The organism is Leptospira kemamanensis, from assembly GCF_004769665.1.
Lineage (GTDB): Bacteria > Spirochaetota > Leptospiria > Leptospirales > Leptospiraceae > Leptospira_A > Leptospira_A kemamanensis.
On record NZ_RQGG01000032.1, the window covers coordinates 479,284 to 501,939 of the forward strand.

21 protein-coding genes are annotated in these 22,656 nt (G+C 39.0%); 10 read left to right on the top strand and 11 right to left on the bottom strand.

Going from position 1 to position 22,656, the window contains the following annotated elements:
• Nucleotides 1–49: 49 nt before the first annotated feature.
• Nucleotides 50–592, top strand: coding sequence for a hypothetical protein (locus tag EHQ59_RS12405; RefSeq protein WP_244245528.1), 543 nt, complete (start codon nucleotides 50–52; stop codon nucleotides 590–592).
• On the top strand, nucleotides 589–1,626 hold the full coding sequence (locus EHQ59_RS12410; protein WP_135619949.1) for a zinc-binding dehydrogenase: 1,038 nt from the start codon (nucleotides 589–591) through the stop codon (nucleotides 1,624–1,626). Before EHQ59_RS12405 ends, EHQ59_RS12410 begins: the two co-directional genes overlap by 4 nt.
• A gap of 167 nt (nucleotides 1,627–1,793) precedes the next feature.
• On the opposite strand, the gene EHQ59_RS12415 is transcribed toward EHQ59_RS12410, so the two are convergent.
• On the bottom strand, nucleotides 1,794–3,746 hold the full coding sequence (locus EHQ59_RS12415; protein WP_135619950.1) for a PP2C family protein-serine/threonine phosphatase: 1,953 nt from the start codon (nucleotides 3,744–3,746) through the stop codon (nucleotides 1,794–1,796).
• A 36-nt stretch (nucleotides 3,747–3,782) separates the two neighbouring features.
• Here EHQ59_RS12415 and EHQ59_RS12420 point away from each other — a divergent pair, with 36 nt between their 5' ends.
• Nucleotides 3,783–4,079 (top strand): hypothetical protein, encoded by a 297-nt coding sequence (locus tag EHQ59_RS12420; RefSeq protein ID WP_135619951.1) that lies wholly within the window; start codon nucleotides 3,783–3,785, stop codon nucleotides 4,077–4,079.
• Nucleotides 4,080–4,097: 18 nt separating this feature from the next.
• Entirely contained in the window at nucleotides 4,098–5,039 is a 942-nt protein-coding gene (locus EHQ59_RS12425; protein WP_135619952.1) for an NAD(P)H-dependent flavin oxidoreductase, read from the top strand.
• A 66-nt stretch (nucleotides 5,040–5,105) separates the two neighbouring features.
• On the opposite strand, the gene EHQ59_RS12430 is transcribed toward EHQ59_RS12425, so the two are convergent.
• The 4 genes from EHQ59_RS12430 to thyX are packed head-to-tail and all read right to left on the bottom strand — an operon-like array spanning nucleotide 5,106 to nucleotide 9,513.
• Entirely contained in the window at nucleotides 5,106–6,419 is a 1,314-nt protein-coding gene (locus tag EHQ59_RS12430) for a protein-disulfide reductase DsbD family protein (protein WP_135619953.1), read from the bottom strand.
• 10 nt (nucleotides 6,420–6,429) lie between these two features.
• Nucleotides 6,430–7,827 carry a hypothetical protein gene (locus EHQ59_RS12435; protein ID WP_135619954.1) on the bottom strand — a complete coding sequence of 466 codons (1,398 nt, stop codon included), beginning with the start codon at nucleotides 7,825–7,827 and terminating at the stop codon, nucleotides 6,430–6,432.
• Nucleotides 7,824–8,537 (bottom strand): FecR family protein, encoded by a 714-nt coding sequence (locus EHQ59_RS12440; RefSeq protein WP_135620030.1) that lies wholly within the window; start codon nucleotides 8,535–8,537, stop codon nucleotides 7,824–7,826. Before EHQ59_RS12440 ends, EHQ59_RS12435 begins: the two co-directional genes overlap by 4 nt.
• 52 nt (nucleotides 8,538–8,589) lie before the next feature.
• The gene (gene thyX / locus EHQ59_RS12445) at nucleotides 8,590–9,513 is read right to left on the bottom strand and encodes an FAD-dependent thymidylate synthase (protein WP_135619955.1); all 924 of its coding nucleotides are present in this window, start codon (nucleotides 9,511–9,513) and stop codon (nucleotides 8,590–8,592) included.
• Nucleotides 9,514–9,604: 91 nt separating this feature from the next.
• Between thyX and EHQ59_RS12450 the strand changes: the two genes are divergently transcribed.
• A complete protein-coding gene (locus EHQ59_RS12450) occupies nucleotides 9,605–11,482 on the top strand; it encodes an alpha/beta fold hydrolase (RefSeq protein WP_135619956.1) in 1,878 nt (625 codons plus the stop codon).
• A gap of 12 nt (nucleotides 11,483–11,494) precedes the next feature.
• Here EHQ59_RS12450 and EHQ59_RS12455 read toward each other — a convergent pair whose 3' ends face one another.
• Nucleotides 11,495–12,016, bottom strand: coding sequence for an SRPBCC family protein (locus EHQ59_RS12455; protein ID WP_135619957.1), 522 nt, complete (start codon nucleotides 12,014–12,016; stop codon nucleotides 11,495–11,497).
• Between the two features lie 51 nt (nucleotides 12,017–12,067).
• On the opposite strand from EHQ59_RS12455, the gene EHQ59_RS12460 reads away from it, so the two are divergent.
• The gene (locus tag EHQ59_RS12460) at nucleotides 12,068–12,541 is read left to right on the top strand and encodes a nuclear transport factor 2 family protein (RefSeq protein WP_135619958.1); all 474 of its coding nucleotides are present in this window, start codon (nucleotides 12,068–12,070) and stop codon (nucleotides 12,539–12,541) included.
• Between the two features lie 8 nt (nucleotides 12,542–12,549).
• Here EHQ59_RS12460 and EHQ59_RS12465 read toward each other — a convergent pair whose 3' ends face one another.
• From EHQ59_RS12465 to metG, 4 genes are read right to left on the bottom strand one after another with little or no spacing between them, the layout of a single operon-like run.
• A complete protein-coding gene (locus EHQ59_RS12465; RefSeq protein WP_135619959.1) occupies nucleotides 12,550–12,906 on the bottom strand; it encodes a rhodanese-like domain-containing protein in 357 nt (118 codons plus the stop codon).
• Entirely contained in the window at nucleotides 12,903–13,511 is a 609-nt protein-coding gene (locus EHQ59_RS12470) for a phosphoribosyl-AMP cyclohydrolase (RefSeq protein WP_135619960.1), read from the bottom strand. Before EHQ59_RS12470 ends, EHQ59_RS12465 begins: the two co-directional genes overlap by 4 nt.
• On the bottom strand, nucleotides 13,508–14,806 hold the full coding sequence (locus EHQ59_RS12475; RefSeq protein ID WP_135619961.1) for an adenylate/guanylate cyclase domain-containing protein: 1,299 nt from the start codon (nucleotides 14,804–14,806) through the stop codon (nucleotides 13,508–13,510). Before EHQ59_RS12475 ends, EHQ59_RS12470 begins: the two co-directional genes overlap by 4 nt.
• A 4-nt stretch (nucleotides 14,807–14,810) precedes the next feature.
• Nucleotides 14,811–16,856, bottom strand: coding sequence for a methionine--tRNA ligase (metG, locus tag EHQ59_RS12480; RefSeq protein ID WP_135619962.1), 2,046 nt, complete (start codon nucleotides 16,854–16,856; stop codon nucleotides 14,811–14,813).
• Between the two features lie 120 nt (nucleotides 16,857–16,976).
• Between metG and EHQ59_RS12485 the strand changes: the two genes are divergently transcribed.
• Both EHQ59_RS12485 and EHQ59_RS12490 read left to right on the top strand, forming a co-directional pair.
• Nucleotides 16,977–17,468 carry a tellurite resistance TerB family protein gene (locus EHQ59_RS12485; protein ID WP_425270143.1) on the top strand — a complete coding sequence of 164 codons (492 nt, stop codon included), beginning with the start codon at nucleotides 16,977–16,979 and terminating at the stop codon, nucleotides 17,466–17,468.
• On the top strand, nucleotides 17,461–20,184 hold the full coding sequence (locus tag EHQ59_RS12490; protein WP_244245517.1) for a TIM44-like domain-containing protein: 2,724 nt from the start codon (nucleotides 17,461–17,463) through the stop codon (nucleotides 20,182–20,184). Before EHQ59_RS12485 ends, EHQ59_RS12490 begins: the two co-directional genes overlap by 8 nt.
• Nucleotides 20,185–20,186: 2 nt before the next feature.
• Here the strand turns inward: EHQ59_RS12490 and EHQ59_RS12495 are convergent, their stop codons facing one another.
• Nucleotides 20,187–20,897, bottom strand: a complete 711-nt coding sequence (locus EHQ59_RS12495; RefSeq protein WP_135619964.1) for a class I SAM-dependent methyltransferase — start codon at nucleotides 20,895–20,897, stop codon at nucleotides 20,187–20,189.
• Nucleotides 20,898–20,920: 23 nt separating this feature from the next.
• On the opposite strand from EHQ59_RS12495, the gene EHQ59_RS12500 reads away from it, so the two are divergent.
• Complete coding sequence (locus EHQ59_RS12500; RefSeq protein ID WP_135619965.1) at nucleotides 20,921–21,394, top strand: TIGR04452 family lipoprotein; 474 nt, start codon at nucleotides 20,921–20,923, stop codon at nucleotides 21,392–21,394.
• Between the two features lie 11 nt (nucleotides 21,395–21,405).
• A complete protein-coding gene (locus tag EHQ59_RS12505) occupies nucleotides 21,406–22,656 on the top strand; it encodes a serine hydrolase domain-containing protein (RefSeq protein ID WP_135619966.1) in 1,251 nt (416 codons plus the stop codon).

Sequence of the window (22,656 nt, forward strand, 5' to 3'; positions counted from 1 at the left end):
ATCACTACCCATTTCTCCATTAGAAGCCATTGACCAATTAAAATCGGAAATGGAACAACCAGTCTGGGAAAATCGCCTCTTAGAATTGATGAAATTGGCCGCCAATAACGACAAAAACGTATGGGCTATGATTTACCAAATCATACGGGAAGCTGATTCGGGCAGGTTGTCTTGGGGGTACCATAAATCATTACTGTCGGGAATGGTTTACCTACTTGCTTATGTGGGAGATTCCAAAAGTTACCGAGTCCTTCTGAATTATGTCAAATCTTTGGACCGTGCCATTCCCATCGGCGCCATGGAATTAATTTCCGATTTACTTCCGACTTTTGCCGAACTCGACATCCGAGAGTTGTTTACGATCGCATCCAATCAAGACGAATTAAAATCTGCGTTTGGAGTTTTGGCTTTATGCAAACTCAACATGGAAAATCGACTTTCTCAGGAAGAAAAAACCAATTTACAATCGTTTTTATCCAATTATAAAAATTTGAAATACTATTTAAACGATACCATTGATCTCACCTTAGAACAATTAAACGAAACTGATTCGAGTGAGTTATTATCAGAACTTGATGGAATTATGTTATGAAAGCTGCGGTATTACCTTCTGGATCTAGATCCCTAGAGATCCAAGAATTGGATATTCCTCCTTTACAACCAAACCAAGTTAAGGTGAAAGTAAAAGCCTGTGGCATTTGTGGATCAGACATTCATTTTATTTTACATGGAAAAATGAAAGCAACATACTCACCATGTGTTCCTGGTCACGAAACATCTGGTGTTGTCACCGAAATTGGGGAACAAGTTACAAAACTCAAAGTTGGTGACCGAGTGGTTGTGAGTGCCGGTACCTCTTGTGGAAAATGTAAACATTGTTTGGCGGGTAGAGAAAATCTTTGTGAACATATAGGTGTCATTGGTTTTAACCAAAGGGGTGGTTTTGCAGAATTCATCCAAACGGAAGAACGTTACCTCCATCTTTTACCAGAGGAAATCCCTTTTGCAGAAGGTGCCATTTTAGCTGATGCTGTATCAACTCCTTACCATGCTGTGAAATACCAAGGAGAACTAAAAACAGGGGAAACCATCGCCATCATTGGTTGTGGTGGGCTTGGAATCCATGCAGTAGCTATCGCGAAAGCCCTCGGTGCTGGAAAAATTTTTGCAATCGATATTGACAGTGGAAGTTTGGAGAATGCAAAAGCGTATGGTGCCGACGAACTCATATTAGTTGAAAAGAATATGCAAGTGGGTAAGGTTTTAAAAGAAAAATCGGGGGGAATCGATCTTTTATGTGATTTTACGGGTTATATGCCCAATATCGAAAGTAGTGTCCGTGCCATGAACCGAGGCGGACGGATTGTCCTTGTTGGCATTGGTAGAAACAAACTCGAAATTCCTATGCCATTTTTTCTCATTGAAAGGCAAATTCGGATCACAGGTTCCTATGGTTCCGATAGACGCGCCATTCCCGAACTCATCCAACTTTACCAAGAGAAAAAACTCAATTTAACAAAATCCATCAGTGGGATTCACAAATTGGAAGATACAAACGAATTCCTACATGCCTTAGAAGAAAAAAAAGGAAACCCAATTCGTTTTATCATCAATCCTGAACTTTGATTGAAGCAAACGATTTGATTCGTAATAAAATTTTGGATTCACTGACAAAATGATAAGGAATCCATCTCCACTCTCGGAATTGTATTCCGATTAGGAATGGGTACAAACGTTATAGTTCTCATTCTCAAATCTAAGATAATCTCCAAAGAAAATTGGAATCGAATCTATTATTTGATTTCAACCAATAAGTAACTTAAGTCATCCATTTGGTGTCTCCAACCATTCGAAAATCGAAACAAAGAATCCTGTAGGATACTCGATAGGTCTTGGATATTGTGGAATCGATATTCCCATAACAATGATTTGAGTCGATCTTCTCCAAAACTTTCTCCCTCTTCATTTAAGAGATCAAAAATCCCATCCGTATAGAGTAAAATTTTGTCTTTTGGTTGGAGGTTTACGGTTTCCTCCTCATAGGATTGGTGGGAAAAAAGACCTAATGGTTTTCCTTTGGCTGTGAGTGGTTTCACTTCTTTTTCGGAATTGCGAATGAGAAGAAAACTCGGATGACCTGCGTTACTTAACGTTGCAGTATAAGATTCGGTATCTATAAAGAGATATCCCGCAGTGATGAATAAATTCTTTGTTTTTCCTACTAAATGGCGATTCATCAAATGAAACACTCTTGCAGGAAATTGTAAATAAGGCCCTGCACCAACAAAAGCCATCTTCGACATAGCAGCAACCATAGCAGAGGAAATCCCATGACCCGAGACATCTGCAATGAGTATGGCCCAATTCCCCATACTATCTTTAGTATGATCAAAATAGTCCCCTCCTACTGATTCTAAGTTTTGCGAAAACCCAATGATTCGAATTTTTTCATCCTCATTGTATTTAGAGGACAATAAAGATTTTTGTAAGGCATTTGCTAAAGCTAAATCCTTATCAATTTGAATGAGTCTTTGTAATTCCTTATTTTTGTTTCGAAGCTCAGCATTCATACGATTGATGGAATGGAGTAACTCCCAATAATGTTTGAACACGTAGTATCCAAAAAAACCTAACATCAGAAAAAATCCATAGTGGATGATTCTAAATTGGTGATTCAAAATTTCTAAATCCACAAACGTATCATGAAGACCCGAGATCACAATGATGAGTATCCCAAAGATGATTTCTCTTACCTGTCGATTTCCTTTAATGAAAACATAAATCGAAGAAAATATTGCGATAGTGGCTTCTAAAACAACAATCCAATTGTATCCTTCTTCGCTATTTAAAAAAGAGATTCCATCTTCATAGTGTCGAAAGATGGAAAGTAAAAATACAATCACATGAACAAATGCAACCAGTTTGAATAAATTTCTGAAAAATGGAGGGAAAATGCAAACTAAGAATAACAACAAAGCAAATGGGAAAAAAGTAAAATTGATAAACGTAAGTGGTATGATATAAAATGAATATTGCCGTAGTGAAAATCCAACAAAACCATTTAAGGCTTCCATCAATGAAGCAGACATCAAAAGAATGGAAAAATTCAAAAAAATCATTTCCTTCTTTCGCAAAAAATAAAATCCCATGAATATAAAAGATAACACGAGTAAAACCGGTGCAAAAAATGTTTTGGAAAAGTTTTCCATAAACAAATCAATCAGTGCTTGAGAATGGTTTTTAAAAATTACATCCTGATCCATTCCAATATAACCTAGGTACCGAGATTGGAATTGGATATAAATGGAACCTTGGGGGGTTGCATTTAAAGGGATCAAATGAGGAAAAATAAAATCAGATACATCTGATTGATAAACAATCTCTTTCCCTTGGAATACTTTAAATCTTTCTATCGCAATTTCTGAATACAGGATTGGACTTTGCAATTGGCGAATGAATTGGTCACTAAACTTGATGTATAAATACTCTTTTGTTTTTGTTTTAAAACCTAATGACTTTGCCTCGAACGGCAACCATCCTTCATTGGGAATTGTTTCGGGGTCTGAAATTTCTTCTTCGGACCAAAAATAAAACCTGTCGATTAGGTATACCGACTGCTCGAATTGGTTTTCTACTTTGCTTTCCGAATGAAGGTCAAAACAATTTTGAAAGAAAAGAATCCAAAGGAAAAAAAGAACAAATTGAATCTGAATCAGAATGGATTTATATGATTTGACTTCTTTCAATTTTCAATTCCTATAGGAAAAGCAGGATTACATTCAATGAATCGCGTTCGATTCCAATCATTTTTTTACCTACTTCCCTTACTATTATTGTCTCTTTCTACTCTTTGGTCACAAGAGACCAAAAGTCCCCAACAGCTCTTCATGGAAGACAAAATGGAGTGTTATTCGATCGCTACTGAGATCGATGGCCAGGAATACCAAAAGTCGCTCAAATGTATTTCACAAGATTCCATTTGTTATATCATCCAAGGATTTGCAATGAGTTGCATTCCTAGATCTGGTCGTTATCCGTCAGACCTTCCTAACCTAACACCGAAACCAACTCAGCCATAATCGTATAACAGGAGATTTATGAAAATCAAAACAAAAATCAGTGAAATGTTAAAAATTGATCTACCAATCATAGCAGCACCGATGTTTCTCGTCTCATACCCAGAATTGGTTGTGGCCGTATCGGAAGCAGGTGGGATTGGTTGTTTCCCATCACTCAATTACCGAACTCCAGAACAATTACGGGAAGGAATTTTAGAAATCCGTTCCAAAACCAAAAAACCGATCGGAGTGAATTTGATTTTACATAAGGAACATAATCCGAATTGGGCAAAACAATTTGAAGTGGTAATGGACTTAAAAGTGGAATTAATCATCACAAGTCTTGGTACACCGAGAACGATCGCCAAAGAAATCAAAGCAAATGGTTCAGCTCTTTTTTGTGATGTGACCACTCTCAAACACGCGAACATTGTCGCAAAGTCTGGGGCCGATGCACTCATCGCTGTGTCCCAAGGAGCAGGTGGTCACGCGGGTGCGATCACTCCTTTTGCCCTGATCCCATACCTCAAAAAGGAAACAGGACTTCCTGTGATCGCCGCCGGTGCCATTTCCAATGGTTCTCAAATGGCGGCCGCATTATCACTAGGCGCAGATGCGGTTTATATCGGTACTCGTTTTATTGCAACTCCAGAATCGAGAGCTCAGAATGAATACAAACAGATGTTAATCGATTCAAGCCCAGACGAAATTGTGTATACAGAAAAAATCTCAGGGATCCCAGCCAATTGGTTGGCAAAATCTGTAGAGAAGTCTCCTGAGATTTTGGAAGACGGTCCTAAAAAAATTGCCGCGGGCCATGCAGGTGGAGAAAAAGCAATCGAACAGGAATACAAACGATGGCGAGACATTTGGTCTGCAGGGCAAGGTGTTGCTCAAATTGACGTCGTCAAACCTGCTGGAGAAATTGTAAAAGAAATCGCAGCTGAATATTTATCAACGATCAATTCCCTTCCCCGCTAATTTCGCTAAACAAATGTCATGCGAATCTATCTAATGTTGATGGATTCGCATGGTTTTCTTTTGTCTCTATAAAGACGATTTTTTCCATTTTTGAATGGTTTCGATCATCCCTTTTGTATCTAAATAGTCATTGGATTTGTACAAAATTTTCCCTTCGGGACTCAGGATCAAAAAGAAAGGGAGTCCTATTTTTAACTCTGGATATCTTGGATCAGCCGAAAAAGTTTCAAAGATTGGATCTGTATCAACAACTTTCCACAAGACAACTCCTTTCTGAAATGTATCATTCCATTCCTTGTTTGAAAGAGTGAGTTTCTGAAATTCTTTACAATTTGTACACCAGTCCGCATAAAAATCGATGAAAATCGGTGTTTTTCGTTCTTTAGCTAAAGCATAAACATCTGATTCATTTCGATACCAAACCAAATTTCCATGTTCTTCGGTAATCAATGTTTTACCAGAGTTTCCTAGACCATTCTCGCCACCTAACTCTTGTTTTAGGAATGAAACAGTGAGGAATGAAAAGAGAACTAGGATTGTGGTGATGGAAACAATTTGATAGAGAGATTGTTTCATTTTGTCTGTTTTTGTTCCTTCTTTCTTTTGAAGGTACAAAAACATTAGAGTGATTGACCAGAGGAGAAATGTTTTCGCACTGAGACCTTCCGGAAAACCCCAAAGATCAAATGCCTTTTCTAAATAGGTATACGAAAAATAAAAGATAAGGATGGCTAGAACCCATTGGATATACTTCATCCATTTTCCCGATTTCGGTAAGGACAAACCAAACACACCGATCATCAAAAAAGGGATCCCAAGTCCCATACCAAATAAAAACATTTTAAAGGATGTAAATAGAATGGGTAATACTTTAAAACCTTCTGTTTGGTACGTGATAAGTTGCACTAAGATGGAAACCACAACAGGACCTACACAAGGTGACGACAACAAACCTGCACCCATTCCTAAAAAGAAAGTATTCGCATAATTTACGTTTACCGAATTTTTTAAATCCCCGGAAAAAAATGGGAAATACAAAAACTCGGCAACACTAAGTCCCAAAACAAATAATAAAACTGCTAAAACAAATTGTGTTTCTGGAAATCGTAAAAAAGAATTAAACACCCCTCCACTCAAACCAGCAATCAAACCAAAGATGGCATACATGAGTGCCAGTCCAAAATAATACACGAGTGGATGTGACCATTTATGTTTGGCGACACGTGTTTTTAAAATGCCAGCTGTGATCGGATACAAGGGATAAACACATGGTAATAAACCTGCAAATAATCCTCCTAACGCTAAAAAGAACACAGTGGTAAACGAAAAATTGCCTGAGGACAATTGGGATTCAATGAAGGTTTGGATTTCAGAAAACATATACTTTATCTTAGAACGTAGCTGTGGCTTTCAAAACAATACTCCGATCCAATCTTCCATATTCGGAGATGGGATAGGAAACAGGTTTTGAAAACTGTTCTATATATTCGACACGATTTGATGCCTCCCCGGTACTGTCTACATACCATTTATTGGGTTCTCCTTTTGTGTCATAAGAACGCACTTCTGTATAACCCAGAGCAAACCTGGTGGAAGCCGTAAACAACCATTCTGCAAAAATTTGTTTGGAAACATAGTAAGACTGATCGGAATACCTAGGTTCTGCGGTTCCAGGTTGGAATCGGACCCATGGTTCTCGTTCCACCGATTCTGTGGCTCGTAGACCAGGACTCGGACCACCTGTGGCAACTTCCCCTCGGGTCACAAGACGAAGAACACCATTCCCAAGCCCCAACCAAAGATAGGCACCACGGCCCGTTGTCTCTGGAATCATGGTTCCTGGTTGGTAAGGTGCCATTCGATCAACGATGGTTCCCCCCAATTGTTTTTTGAACATTCCCCCGAGGCCTAAGTTGACCCATTCTTTCCAAAGGAGATTCGTTTCTAAGGCAACCACTTGTTCTTGGTTGAGTGAGACAGGGCCTTGTTTTCTTGTATTGGGATTTCCGTCATCCAAAAGGCATTTTGTTTTTCCTTCTCTACATTCATCACTCGCATAACCAAACGCATTCGATGCTCGACCAAGTAGGTGAAATCCAGTTTTGAAGTTTTCTGTCCAAGTTGGTTCCCAAGAAATTTTACCAATCACATCGTAACCAGTGTTCGTTGTGTTTGGCACATTCCGATACCCATCTCCATTCACAACTGCTGTTTGCAAAGAAAAGGATTTCCAACGTAATATATAATTGATTCCTAAATCCACTGGGACTCTTGCAAATCCTAGCGATTCCAATGGTGATTTATCAAAGTAACGCCAGTCATAATACCCAGACCATACCGAAAACATATGAGGTAATTCAAACATCCCAAATTGGAGTTGGTGTTTGGTTGGCCCAAGTTCAAAAGTTTTGGAGAGATTGGCTCGTCGTACAAGAAAAACATAGGGATTGGATTTATTGCCAGTGCCCGCTGCTGTATCGTTGGTTAATGCATCATTTCGTAAGATTTCTCCCCAAAATTCTGCTTTGATGCCTAAATCCTCCCATTCTTTGGAAATGGAAAACATCGTCCAAGGCAAAGAAAATCCAGATTTTTCAGAAGGAGAAAGATCCGTGGTTCCAGAGGCTTTATCTCGAATTCGTAAGGAAGCTGTGGGAGTGATGATGGCACCTAGTTTTAAACCATAGTAGCCATCTGGTTCTTCTTTTTTAGTAGTCACAACTTCTTCGCCTAAGATAGGATATGCGAAGAAGAAAAATACAACTATGAACCTAAAATTGATTCTCACTTATTACCGTAGGTTTCATCCGGAGTAAAACTTTTATCTTCCCATCCAATTGGTTTGTGGCATGGAAGGCAACGATTGAGCATTGGAAATTCTTTACGTTTTTCTTTCAAAAGAATCGTTGCTCCGTCTTTTGTGATTATATCTTTGTATTCGTTTTTCTCGAGTTCTGTCGCACCTTCTTTTTTGGCACCACCAGTTCCTTTTGCAAACTCGGTTCCATTGATATTCACAAGACCTTCACAAACACAAGTGTAACCCTTTTTCTCTTTTTCTTCGAAAAACACACCGAAGGCGGTGCCACGAACTCCTGCCGTAGTAGTAGGTGTTGAAACTTCAAAACTTCCTTTTTTGAAACCGTTCACACGAAACCAAGCGGCTCCGTTTTGGACATAGGCTTTGGCAACTTTTTTGTCGGAGCTCCATTCTTGTAAGGTAAAGTCAGTATTTGGTTGGATTCGAATTTCTGTTTCTTGGTACAAAAAGTCCACTTTGGAACCATTTCCCGTTTTGATACGATCTCCGGGTTTTAGTACATCATTTACTTTGAGTGTTTTCCAAAGTTTGGATGTATCGGATGCCGATAAAAAACTCACCTTTCCTCGAGTGAAGGTTGCCACAGCAAATTCTTCCGCCGAAAGAGAAACGGTCGTTAGGGAGAGAAAAAGAATTGTTAGAGAGATTTTGAGGCTCATAATCACTCTAACAATCATAAGGAAATAAATTATCAATCAAATTCTAGAAAAAGAAATGGATGGTTTCAGATTACCAAGGGATCGGAAACCCCAATTGAGACAATTTGTATTCCAATTCCTCGCGTTCTCGGCTTTTCTTAGCAGTAGAACCTTGTTCGTCTAACATTCCTAGTTCGATTGCCTTCTTTTTGGCTCCGTCTTTCCCGGATAGGTTCAATGCCGCAATGATTTCTGTGTCGTATTTGGTCAAGTGGAGGGCACTCAAACGGTAATCCACAAAGGCTTCCCAAGTATGAGGAACCCATTTTTGCACAATTTGTTCTCCAATCGTTTTGGCAAACAAACGGATTTCCAATTGTGCATGGTCATCCATACGAAGAGCTAAGAAATGTAATAAATTATGAAGGTCGATTTTCCAATACGCTTCTGTGTATGTGGCAAGAGGAAGGTCTTTTCGCGCTTGTTCCCGTGCAACTCCCATCTCCAATCTTTCATTGTAAATATCGTTTGCAAATTTTTGAAATTCCGTTTCACGCTTTGTTAGGTGATCGCCTTTGGATGATTCTAAAAAGCCATCACTTCCTTGTTTGTTCCCAATCGATTGCACTCTCCATTCTCCAGGCAAAGTGGTTTGTGCAGAGTCAATGGCTACGGAATAACGCGTAGAGTATTCATTGACATTTGCCATACGATGACGGATCCATTGGCGCCAAGTGTCCATAGGAACACGAACATGTAGCTTTAGTTCGCACATTTCAAACGGAGTGCTATGTCTGTGGCGCATTAAGTAACGAATGAGACCCCTGTCTTCATTTACCTTTTTTGTTCCTTTTCCGTACGAAACGCGTGCCGCCTGAACGATCGATTCATCTGAGCCCATGTAATCAACGAGTCTGACAAACCCATCATCCAAAATTGGGAAAGGTTTTCCTAAAATGGAGTCTAATTCGGGAACGGATACTCTTGGAATGGATTCGAAATCAGATTGTTGCATATTAGCTTTATTTTTTAGTTCACAGGCATATGAAAAGTCGAAAATAGAGTTATAGCGTACCGCACAGGCACATAAATAGAAAGGATGCTAAATGGCACTTGAAGAAAATACGTTGGAAGATCGTTTGATCAAAATTTCCAACAGAGAAAGTAACAAAAATCTCATGGTTAGTCCGGACAAAATTTACATTTTCCCGGTGCCCAAAACCACTTTCCAATTTTTGGAAAATATATGGCAATCCTTCACCAATAAAATGGTATCTCTCGTCGATTTCAACGATGATCCCATTTTCAATTTTTCCATTTTTGAAGTCATTGACCAAGACGAAATGAAAATTGTGGCCACTGCGACCCATTTCAAACTGAAAGAAATCGCGGAACGCCGAAAAATCCCAGGGATCGAAGAATACATCAAAAAATCGAGACCCATCCATTTGGCCGACCCACGCAACGAATCAGCACGTTTTATCCGCAAAGCCATCATCGATTTTAATAAAGGGCTTCGTCCTGAAGTCACCTTTGTGAACCTCAAAGAAGAAGAAATTCATCCTGAAAAAAAGGTACTTCTTTCTGAAACGATGAATCATGCGATTGGCATTCCACTTTTTGTGAATGAAAATCCCATCGGTATTTTATGGGGCATCACCAAAGACCCTATCCCCGATGACCAAATCAGGCAACTCACCTTACAACTTTATTCCCTCTTTGATGTGATTGAGTTTGTTGTCGCAAAAGAGATGGAATCGGGGAACGACCATTACATTGCCCAAAAGAATATCGAAAAGGCAGATACAGTTTCCAATTCTCGAAACCTTTTTTATACAACCACCAAAGACCAAAAAGAACCTGTAACCTCCATTATATTCAAATCTCACCAATATAACATTGAATATAGAATGGATGCTTCCTTCATTATTCCAACTACTGATGGTTATGCGGTTTCACTCAAAAGTTTTATCCCTGAAAAACTAAACAATACTGGAAAAAACTTACTGCTCATCCCTGGATTTTTTTGTAGACGATCCGTGATGGACAAACTCGCAAAAGAATTAGCTTTAAAGTATGGATACCGTGTTTTCCTCATGGATATGCGAGGAAGGTCCAGACAAACCATGCCAAAACATGGGAAAAAAGAAGGATGGACTGTTGATAATTACATCCAAGACGATTTCCCGGAAGTATTACGTTGGATTCGTTGGCATTACCCAAGTGAAAGGACAGTCGTTGTAGGACACAGTATGGGTGGAATGATCCCACGATTTTATGTGTCTTCCTATGATACGATTAAAGAACAAAAAGAAGAGTTCAATTTACCACAACCTGAAGAATACATTGCTGGCATTGTTTCGATCACATCTCCGAACTATATCAGCTTAAAGTCCAATTTTATTGGTTTGGATACATTGAAACGTGGGTTTAATCTGCTCCCTCATAAAATGATATCCGATATGATTTTGAGTATGGCAAGTTTTTCTATGCAAGCCACCATCCAAACCATCGACCTTAAAAAATTCTTCAAACTGATTTTAAACCTCCATTCCAGTCTGAGAAGTTTTAGTTATAATATTGGAACCAAATCGCTAACCATCAAAGACTTTGTGGGATATAAAGAAATCACTCCTCCTGAATGGTATTTTCTCATGGAAGACGTGTTTTGCGAAGAATCGGTTTCTGTGATCATGCAATTTTTCCAAAGCCAAATTTCCAATGAAAGAAGTTTTTGGTCAAATGATGGTCGTATCAATTACACGGAAAATTTTCTAAACAATTTCACGATGCCGATTTATAGTGTAGTTGGAACTGTTGATAAAATTGTTCCCGAGGAAAGTTTAACCGAACTAAAAGATCTTAAATCGGAAAACAAAGTGACCACCTATTATGAACAGGGACACCTTGGAATCATTTTCCATGGGGAAACAGTTCGTAAAATCTGTAAGGGAATGGATGAGTGGATCCAAGGATTAAAATAAATTCACATTCCCCTAACGACCGCTAAACCGGTTGCGAATGAATTCCATTTCTTTTAGTAATGTGGCATCGCGACCGGCAAGGACAGACGCACCTCTTACGGGGATACTTGTGATTTCTGAATCTTCAATGATGGTCACAACGGTTCCAGGAATTTTTGGCTCTAGGATGTAAGTCCAGGATCCACGCATTTTGATACTAGCATCTATGAGTTCAATTTTCCATTTCCGATTGGGAATGGATTCTCTCAATTCAAAGATCATAAATCCACCCATATCTGGTGTTTCCATCCATTTTGTGGGAGTGCCATCTTGCCTTGTTTCTAAAATTTTGATCGCCACTACTTCCTTTCTGCGATTGGGAAGGTCGTTAATATCGGTGATGTAATTCCAAATGTCTTCTGGTTCTGCTTTTAGCCACTCACTTGTTTCTTTTTGGAATTTTGGATCTTGGAAATAACCCACTGCAAGGAACAAAACCACAAGTCCAATCAGTAAAAAACTCGTACCAAAAGCAAAAAGGAGAATCCGTTTCATGACTTTTTTTCTTGCTAAGTGCAGAAAGAATCAATCATAATCTTTTCCACAATGAATGCAAATGAAGAGTTGATCCAAAAGTTTTACACAGCCTTCCAAAACAAAGATGGTCAGACCATGGTTTCTTTATACCATCCCGAAGTTCAATTTGAGGACCCTGCGTTTGGGAAATTAAACGGAAAGGAAGTGGGAGCTATGTGGCTTATGTTACTCGAAAAAAGTCAAAATTTGACCATTCGATTTTCGAATATCAAAGCAAACGATACAGAAGGTTCTGCAAATTGGGAAGCTGATTATAGTTTTAGCAAAACAGGGCGACTCGTACAAAACAAAATCCATGCAAGGTTTACCTTCAAAGATGGTAAAATCATCCAACACAAAGATCATTTTTCCATGTGGAAGTGGCTTGGGATGGCAATGGGACCGATTGGTTATGCACTCGGTTGGTGGCCTGCTCTTGCAAACAAAGTGAAAAAAGAAGCAGTCACCGGACTACAATTGTATATGAAACGCAAACGTATGTAGTGTTTTGATTATGGTTTTGGCATATTGGAAAGGCCACCCGCATTGATCACTTGTTTGTATCCAATGGATTCTAAAAAGGATTTGGCACTTCCACTGCGACCACCTGATGCACAATAAACAATGATCGTTTGGTTTCTATCCCCAAACTCATCCACACGTTTAGAAACTTCATCTACTGGAATATTATGTGCATTGGGATAATGACCCGAATTGAATTCTGCAACTGTGCGTACATCGACAACGAGAGCACCCGAATCAATTTTTTCTTTTAGTTGTGACTGGTCCATTCCAGACGCATTTCTCATAAGGAAAAAGATGACACCTACAGCAATGACAACGATAACAATTAAGACCATTCGATTCAAATTGACTCTCCCACTTTATTAGAATAGACGAATGAAACCGAATCATTCTGACCAAGTTCTCGAAAAAAACAGGAATAATAACCTGTATGACAAGCAGCTCCCTCTTGTTCGGTCACATACTGCACAAAAAATGGATCGGAATGGAGGTAAATTTGTTTTAGGTTTTGTAAATGTCCTGACTCTTCCCCTTTGACCCATTTTCCATTGCGGGAACGACTATAATAAGTACCAAACCCAGATTCAATGGCACTCACCAAACTTTCTTTTTTTCCCCATGCTAACATTAAATCTTTTCCTGTTAGGTCTTGGGCTAAAAAGGGAATGAGTGTTGGTATCGATTCCAAGATCGAATCTAACTCCGATTGACTCACTTTTAAATTTCCATTATCCCATAACAGTTGTTTAGCGATTTTTCTTTCCTGCGAATGAATTTCTAAAAAACAATCTTCATCGCAGTCTACAAATAGGTTTGCCTTGGTAAAATCAAAACTTTGCAAAAACTCTTGGGTTTGTTTTGTATCGAAAACCTTAAGAGAAACTTCGTGAGACAAAAACTTGGGTTTGGAAAGGACCACTATGTCTTTTCCCTTGGGAATTTGGATCATACTGGCACCTCGATGGACAAAATTTCTGTGGTTTTTGTTTTTCCACGTAATGACAATGGACCCATTGTTTTGATTTTTAGATTTTGTTTATATTCCAAAGAAACATTTTCCAATAGTTCTTTTGAGATTAGAAAATTCCGTTTTAGTTCTTTGCCAAGAGCTTCGAGGCGACTTGCTGCATTGACTGTATCGCCAATCACAGTATACTCCAAACGTTTTTCCACACCCACATTCCCAACAATGACGGGACCGTAATGGATTCCAATTCGCATGGAAATTGGTTTTTCCCCTTTGGACTCTCTATTTTTGTTCCACTCAGCTAATGCCTGCAACATGGCAATCCCTGCTTTGACAGAATTGGTAGCATCTTCTTTCGAAGTGGTTGGGGTTCCAAACGTAACCATCATTCCGTCACCAATGAATTTATCGAGAGTACCTTGGTTTTGGAAAACGATGTCCAACATGATGCTGTGGTATTCTGATAATAGTGACATGGTTTTTTCTGGTCCTAAGGTTTCCGAAATCTGTGTAAAATTGGCAATGTCGCAAAACAATACTGCTACAGTAGATTCCTTTCCTCCTGGTTTGAAAAAATCTTCCCCTGCGTGATCTAGTTTTTCTACAACATTGGGAGAAAAATAACGCGTGAGTTGGGTCATTTTCACTTCGTTGGTCACGGCGGCAAGCACCGTTCGCCTAACACGGTATGTTAGATAGGCCAAAAAGAAGCCGAGTACTCCGATGATTCCCATCGACATAATATAATTATTCACATGGGCAGCAGGACCAAGGACAGCCTCTTTAAAGTTCTCTGTCGTTACAAATCTTGGATCTTGTTGGGCATACACCAAAATCGCAGCTTGGCTAACCACCACACCTAACGCATACAACATTGGGTATAAAGGTTGAATGCTAAACGCATTGATGATGAGTGTACCAGCGATGATAAAATGAACATAGGTTTTGATGAGGTAAGTTCTTGGAACCTGAGTCTCTCCACCCACTGCATTGTACCAAATAAAGGGAAGGATCGTAATCATCACTAAATCGATCACAACACAGAAAATTCCTACAAACGATACATACTTTCCTTTTTTTAAAAATTTAGAAAGTATGTACAATACAATGTTTAAAGAAATGGAAACTATCGTAATTGCAAATATTTCATATAAAGTTTGTGCAACAAAAAAAGTAACAATAATTAAAAGGGATAAGATAACCATTTTTCCATAGAGACTAAATTTAATCCCTTGGATTTCTTTTTCCCTTAGTATTTGTTCTGACTTTGTTGCCATAGTTTTATTTTAAAAGGTCACCTGGATTTGCATCACGATCAGGAACAAACAAAGATAATGTTTTTTCCTTTCCTGAAGCAAGTAACATCGCTTCTGATAAACCAAATTTCATTTGGCGAGGTTTTAAATTGGCAACGACTACCACTTTTTTACCAACCAACTCTTCGGCAGTGTAACTTGCTTTGATTCCTGCAAATACGTTTTTGATTCCTTTTTCTCCTAAATCAACTTTCACAAACAAAAGTTTGTCGGCTCCTTCGACCGGGTTTGCTTCTTTGATGAGTCCCACTCGAAGTTCCACTTTGGTCAATTCATCTATGGTGATGAATCCATCTTCCGAAACCGTACCAACTTTTGGTTCGTTTGGATTGGACTTAGATGGTTCTTGTTTGGTTGGAGTCGGATTTGCTTTTTCGAAGGCTTCTTTTGTTTCTGAAATCATAAGTGAAATATTTTTTTCCTCAACTCGTTTGGATAACATTTGGTAGGGACCAAGAATTTTGTTTTCAATGGTTTCTGACAGGTTTAAAAAACTCAAAGTTGGAACTTGGAATAACTCCGTAATTGCGTTGGCAATTTTAGGAGTTACTGGTGCCAAATAGGTAAAAAGAATTTTAGCACAATTGAGGGAAGTGGTCACAACTTCTCTTGCTTTTTCCACATCCGATTTGATTAAATTCCATGGAGCATAATCATTTACATATTTATTGACTTTATCACCAAGACCCGTGATTTCACGCATCACCTTAGAATAGTTACGTGACTCATATGCTTCTCGAATTTCAGTTTCTTTGCTAAGAAGTTCAGTAACTAAAGATTTTCCTTCTGTAGACAAGGTTCCTAGTTTACGATCCATTTTGTCTAAAATTGATGTGGAAACACGAGACACTAAATTGACTAAATTGCCAATTAAATCGGAATTCACACGCGAAACAAAATCATCAAACGAAATGTCGACATCCTCCATCCCAGAGCCGAGTCGGCATGCCATATAAAAACGGAAATGTTCTATATCTAAGTATTTGGCAAACGTGGAAGCATTGATAAAAGTTCCTCGAGACTTGGACATCTTTTCTCCATTCACAGTTAAAAATCCGTGAACATTCAATTGGCTAGGAGCTTTGTATCCGGAACCCATTAACATGGCCGGCCAAAAGAGACCATGGAAATATAAAATGTCTTTTCCAATGAAGTGGACAATTTCTCCTTTTCCTTCTTTCCAAAACTCATTGAATTTTTTTTCATCTTTCAGGTGGTTTAAAGAAGATGCCATATAACCGATAGGTGCATCTAACCATACATAGAAGTATTTGTTTTCTTCTTCTGGGATCGCAAATCCAAAGTAAGGACCATCTCGGCTGATGTCCCACTCTTGTAACCCGGATGTAAACCATTCTTGTAATTTCTTTTGGGCTCCTTCATTCAATCGGTTCCCTTCTTCCATCCAAGTTTTGAGTTGGTTTTGGAAATCTTGAAGTTTAAAAAACAAATGTTTGGATTCTTTCAGGACGGGAGTGGTTCCACAAATGGAACAATAAGAGTCCTTTAAGTCTTTTGGTGAGTAACTGGTACCACAAACTTCACAAGAATCGCCGTATTGGTCTTTTGCTCCACACTTCGGACAAGTTCCTTTGATGAAACGGTCAGGCAAAAACATTTTGTCATGTTCGCAATACGACTGTTCAATGTTCCGAGCAACAATATGTCCATTTTTTTTAAGAGTTAGATAAATTGATTCTGAGAACTTTCGGTTTTCATCCGAATTGGTTGTGTAATAATTATCATACTCAACACCGAAGGAAGTGAGATCTCTGTAATGTTCCTTTTGCACTTCCTCAATCATGGACTCGGGAGTTTTGCCTGCTTTTTTGGCAGCGATCATGATGGGTGTTCCGTGTGTATCATCGGCACAGAAAAAATAACACTCGTTCCCTATTAACTTTTGGAAGCGCACCCAAATGTCTGTTTGGACAGCTTCTAAGATATGACCCAAATGGATGGAGCCGTTGGCATAAGGCAAAGCACTTGTAACTAAAATGTGTTTCGACATAGATTAGTTCCAGTTTCCTAATGGGATTTTCCAATTCAGCCTATTTTTGAGAAAAATCAAGAAAAGAGAAAAAAAATGAAGTTGAAGGAAGTGAGATCACTCATAAACTTCCTGTTTGTTATGGCTAAGAAAATCGTTCAAAATTTGAAACAAGTCAAAGGCAATAAAAAGAGTCACCCAGAAACCATCCACAAGACTCTCGACATCGAAACTGACCTACACATTGAATATGCAAAAGTTCTTTTGAGTTTGTGGTCCTACGCTTGTAATGCGGATGGCCAATTCAAAAAAAAGGAAGGAGAAATTGTAGGGGAACTGGTGAACGTTCTCTTTGAACCAGATTGTTTGCTCAGTGGTTTTCAAGCTCAGAAAAAACAAGTTTTAGACATTTTATCCAAAACGTTTGATAACCCCTTACCAATGAAAACCATCACGAAAGTTGTGGCCGATAGCGATGAATATGCATTGAATTTTTTTGAAGATGCAGTTTGTATCGTTGCCTCAGATGGTTCTCTCAACAAAGCGGAAATTCAATTTTTAGATGACTTAGCCAAAGAATTCAAGATAAGCCCAATGGACAAAGTGCGAGTCGAAAAAAAATACCTTGCGTAACATAGTCTCGTTTCTTTACCTACTTGTCTTTTGGTTGAGTGCCATAGAGGCAAGACCAGGGATGGGAAATTCCTATCGATCCTCTAGCTCTAGTTCCAGTAGTCGCAGTTCTTCTTCTAGTTACAAACCTTCGTATTCTTCCAGTTCTTCCTCCAAACCAAAAGACTCGTCCTCATCCAATTCCTATTCTACATCTAGCGGGCCTACTCCTTCATCTTATTTTGATACGACCATTCACAAAATCTATGTCCATTTTCATAACGATGGAACTGTCGACGTACAAGAATCATTTCGTATCCAGAAAGACCAATCCAAAATAGGAATCAAACGTCCTACATTTTTAATTGCAAAGGAAACTGAAATTTCCAATTTGATTGTTTTACCAGAAACACTCCAATCTTCGCATCACGCAGGTTTGGTTACTCTCTTTTGGCCAACACAAGATCAAAATCCTGAAATGGAGATTCAAATCCGTTACCAAATCAAAGAAGCCTATTTATCCTTGGGAACGTTTGCACTTGTGAATTGGAGGTTTTCCAAAACAAGCCAATCCTCAGAACCTTTCCAATTGGTTTTGACTTGGGACCCAGATTCTTTTTCGAAACAACTCCGCATTCAAAAAGAAATGTTTAATTCCTCTCTATTGGAGTATGAACGCAAAGATCTTCCAATATCCTTTGAAACTTCCCGATTTGAATTGCAAAAGGAAGAAAATGTGGAAACAAACGCGATCGTAGTCATTGATATGCCAAATGGAATCCAAATTGGATCTAAAACTGACTCGGATCTTAGAAATCAAAATCCAAAAGCGCTAACTGAACAAAATTTTTCTTCGCATAACAGTCACTATCAGATAGACGAAACGGTTACCATCCAGGAAAATGGATCCCATTTTTACCAATCCAAAATCTTTGTGCATAAGGAAAATCCAAACCACGATTCTCTCCAATACCAATTGGGTTTAAATCGATTTCGGGAATATGGCGAAACGTTTTGGAATTATTTTTGGGCTCCAGCCTTTCAAATTTCCTACGGATTTGAAGGTCTCACTACCCATTTTTGGCATCTCTTTAGCGTGTCTCTTTCTGACGGAGAATCTGTTTCCAAAGACCAAACGATGTATTCTTTTGCCTATCACACACTGGGGGAAACTTCCAATCGAAACAAGGAAGGTCTGGAACGTTGGATTCGCATTACTCAATTGGAAAAACGAGAGAATTTAGAACTGCAATCATTCTCCTTACGGGCATTATGCGAATCTGGAATTGATCCAAAACTTACAAAAATGGAATTGGTGTTCACTGCTTGCGAATATTGTTCTGAAATTGCAAACGAGTCAAGTTTAGTGATCCCTGTGGAACCAAAATGGGAATCGGATGGTTTTTCCTTGGTTTGGAATGACCCCATTCCTTCTGAGTATTCCATTTATCTCAGGTTGAGGGAAGAGAACAAACAGATCACATACAATCCAATTCTCATTTATTATGCGGTTCTCAATGCATTTTTCCATTCTCCAGGGTCTGGAAATCATTTGGGGCATCTCATCACAATGGGAATCACAAGCCTTGTTTTTCTCATCACGGGTTTTGTGTTTGTGAACCGAAAAAAACACCAAAGATCCAAAAAAGAATCCTACCAAACCATTCTCTCTGAAATTAGAAAGTATGATCCAAACTTTGATTTTTCTCTTTTTCGGAATAAGGTAATTTCTATTACCGAAAAAACGGTATCTGCCTGGGACAAAGGTACGATGGAACCTGTCCGAAATTTTCTTTCTGCTGCCGTATTTCAAAGATTTTCGATCCAACTGCATTTGATGAAGTTAGTGGATGGGGAAGTGAATCGAATGAAAGATTTCTCGGTTGTATCAGTCCAGATCATCGACAAAACCATGGAATCCGATTATTTAACCTTACACTTAAAATTGAAGTGTAAAACCAAAGACAAAACCTTTCCCAAACAAACCTCGGAATTAGAAATCCAAAACAGTTTAGAAAAAACAAGTTTTAGCACGTATGAAGAAATCCATTCTTATACGAGAAAACTATCCACACAAACGAAACCTAAGATTGATTTGATCCATGATTTATGCCCAAGTTGTGGAGCATCTGCCAAGTTTTCGCATACCACGAATCGTTGTGAGTATTGCGATGGTATCTATAATTCAGGGGAAGCGGATTGGGTACTCACAGAAATTACACAAACTGTGGAATGGGATTCTGCCAAACAATCCAAACTGAAAAATTTACCAGAAGGTGTCGCAAAACAACTATTAGAAGACAGAGCGGCTACTGTATTTTGGAAATACATTCACTTTTTATCCACCCCCAATAGCCAAATCCTTCATCGAGAAGCAACAAGGGATTCCTATCAAAACTTAGGTGTTTCTGGTAAAGAACCGATGTTTACCCCAGTTGTCGGATCATGTCATTTGGTTGGATATGAAAGTCAATCCACACCCCATCAAATGACATGTGAAATCCGTTGGAGTGTCGCACGAAAAAAAGGACTTCTACCCGAACACAGGCGATCTCATATCAGTTTGGTTTTGCCAAAAGAAAGGCCAAAAACATTAGGATTTTCAGAGATGTCATGTGAAAACTGCGGAGCGCCATTGCCTGAAGTGGATGCCAGTGAATGTAGTCATTGTCAAAAACCGATCCCTGAAACTGTAACCGATTGGTTATTCCATTCGATCCAGATGGTTTCCCTCTAAACTCAAACTTTGGGTTTGGAATAACAAATCCAATGCCGATCGGAAATAACTTCTACATTCAGTTTATGACTCATTCGAATTATTGAAATCATTTCTGTCACTTCTTCCCATCGGAAAGCCGCAAGTAAACTATTGAAAAAATCTTGTTTTAAAATTTCTGTTTCGTTCTTCGCATAACGTTCGACTAGTTGGTGTGCCTCTGCAATGGAACTGGGTCGCAACAAATCACAAATAAAGATAAAACTCTCATCATCCACTGACCTTTGGATCGCAGACCAAAACTCATACGGATTATGGATATGGTGTAAAAGTGAATTACTAAACACGAGTTCATAACTAGATTCGGGAACAAACTCTTGGATGAGTTCGTTTTTAAAAATCATTTTATTGTTTCTTTTTTCCCCGTTGAAAGTAGAAAGGCGCTTCTTACAAAAATCTAACATGTGATTGGAGCCATCAACAAACGTGAAATGTGCATTAGGAAATAACGGGAACAGACGAGAAGACATATCTCCAGGTCCACATCCTAAGTCTAACACTGAGTGTGGCGAAAATTGGAGAGGAAGTCTATTTTGAAACTGTTTTATGATCATCGAATGCGCGGATTCAAAATCGGCATTGGCGTAAGAAGCAACTTGATTGGGTTCTTCCATCAATTCCGGTTCGGGGATTCTCGGTTGGTTTTGAAGGTTTGTTTGTTCCCAATTTTTCATTTCTGTATGAGGTTCAGTTTTCTATGAAACAAATCATTTTATCCATTCTTTTCTTATCTTTCATCACAAATTGTATGATCACCGAAGGAATCGGAATTCAGACCTATGGGGCTGTCAAAGGGTCTGAGGCAAAAAAAAGGATTTCAGAGGCAATCCAAGAAGCAGAAGCAACTGCTTCAGCATTTTGGTTAGCCCAATCTGGAATGAAAGGTGGCCAGGGCCCCATCTCACCACTACTCCTCATCAATGGTTTTTTAGCCAAGGCATTGTTTTCTTTCACTTCTAAAATCGAAGACAATGAACAATTTATGGAATCATCTGTTTTACAATGTGAATCCGACATTCGGACGAAAGGTGCCGTTATATTGGGCAGTGTTTATGATGGCCTAACAACTGTTGGGGGAGTCGCGAGAGATGCATTATTATTACCTGAGTTTGCTTCCTGTGATCTTGAAAATACAGGCAAAATCATCACACTCGAGCCAATTCGATTTTAAGGAGAATTTGTATGAAACACAATCGATTATCTCAATTTGCTTTTCTTAGTCTCTTAATCCTTTTTTTCCAATGCCAAAAATCCGTGGAAACAAACAAAGAAGCTCGTTCTATCTTATTTGCTGGAATCTTAGGTTCCTGTTTTAGTTTGGATTCCTGTTTTGACGAGTACGCGCAAACAACGGATGAAGGTGCGAGTTTCCAAGTGTATGACCAAAACGGTTCTAGAATTTATGCAAGGCAGTCAGTCTTAGATTATAACACTTACAAACCCATTGCCTCTGGATCCAAATGGGTGACGGCGATTACGGTCATGCGAGCCATTGATTGTAATGCTAATACTGCAAGTGATTGTGGAACAGTAGCACAAAACTCTTGCAATAACGGAGCAGTTGCCGGTGCAATCACACTTTCTCGCACCACGGGCCAAGTCTTTGGTTGGACGGGAACGTATGCCAATATCACCTTACGCCAATTACTTTCCTTTACTTCGGGATTGAATGCGGGTGGTGGAAATGGTTCAGGCCAAGCCAGTTGTATTTCCACTTTGCCACTGGGTGCTTCAAATACACAAAAAGACAGTTGTGTGAATGAGATCCGGGACCAATCCACAGGGACTCCAGGAGCACTCTACCAATACAATTCGAACCATATGGCCGTCGCACAACGGATGTTAGAAAAATCTTGCAATCAATCATGGGATACTTTATTTACCCAGTTGATTGTAACCCCCCTTGGTTGGGATGCAAGCCAAGCTGTTTGGCGAGGGAATTTTCGCACTGGAGAAGATACTGATGGAAGTTTGTCAGGTGCCTATGGTTTATCAATTTCACCTTCGCACTACGCTGGGATGTTGAATGTTTTACTAACCAATGGAACAGCAAAGAATTCTAGCGGAACCAATGTGAATACCTTTCTCTCTACCACTTCTGTGACGGAAATTCTGGCAGACCAATACAATGGAGCCAAAATTGGATACTCTCAATTTTCTGCCTTTGGTTACCGATGGCAATATGGATTGGGAAATTGGAGGTTTTGTACGGTTACCGATGTTCCTTCCGAATGTGATAAAGATTTGATCTCACATAGCATTGGAATCAATGGATTTTTCCCTTGGTTGGATAAAAATAGAAGTTATATGGCAATCCTTGCAGTCAATAATGTGGGAAGAAAAAATGGATTGAACTTGTTACCACCTTCTTCAACCTCATTATTCTTTGCAGAAACAGTAAGACCACTGATCCATACGCAAATAGGCAGGTAA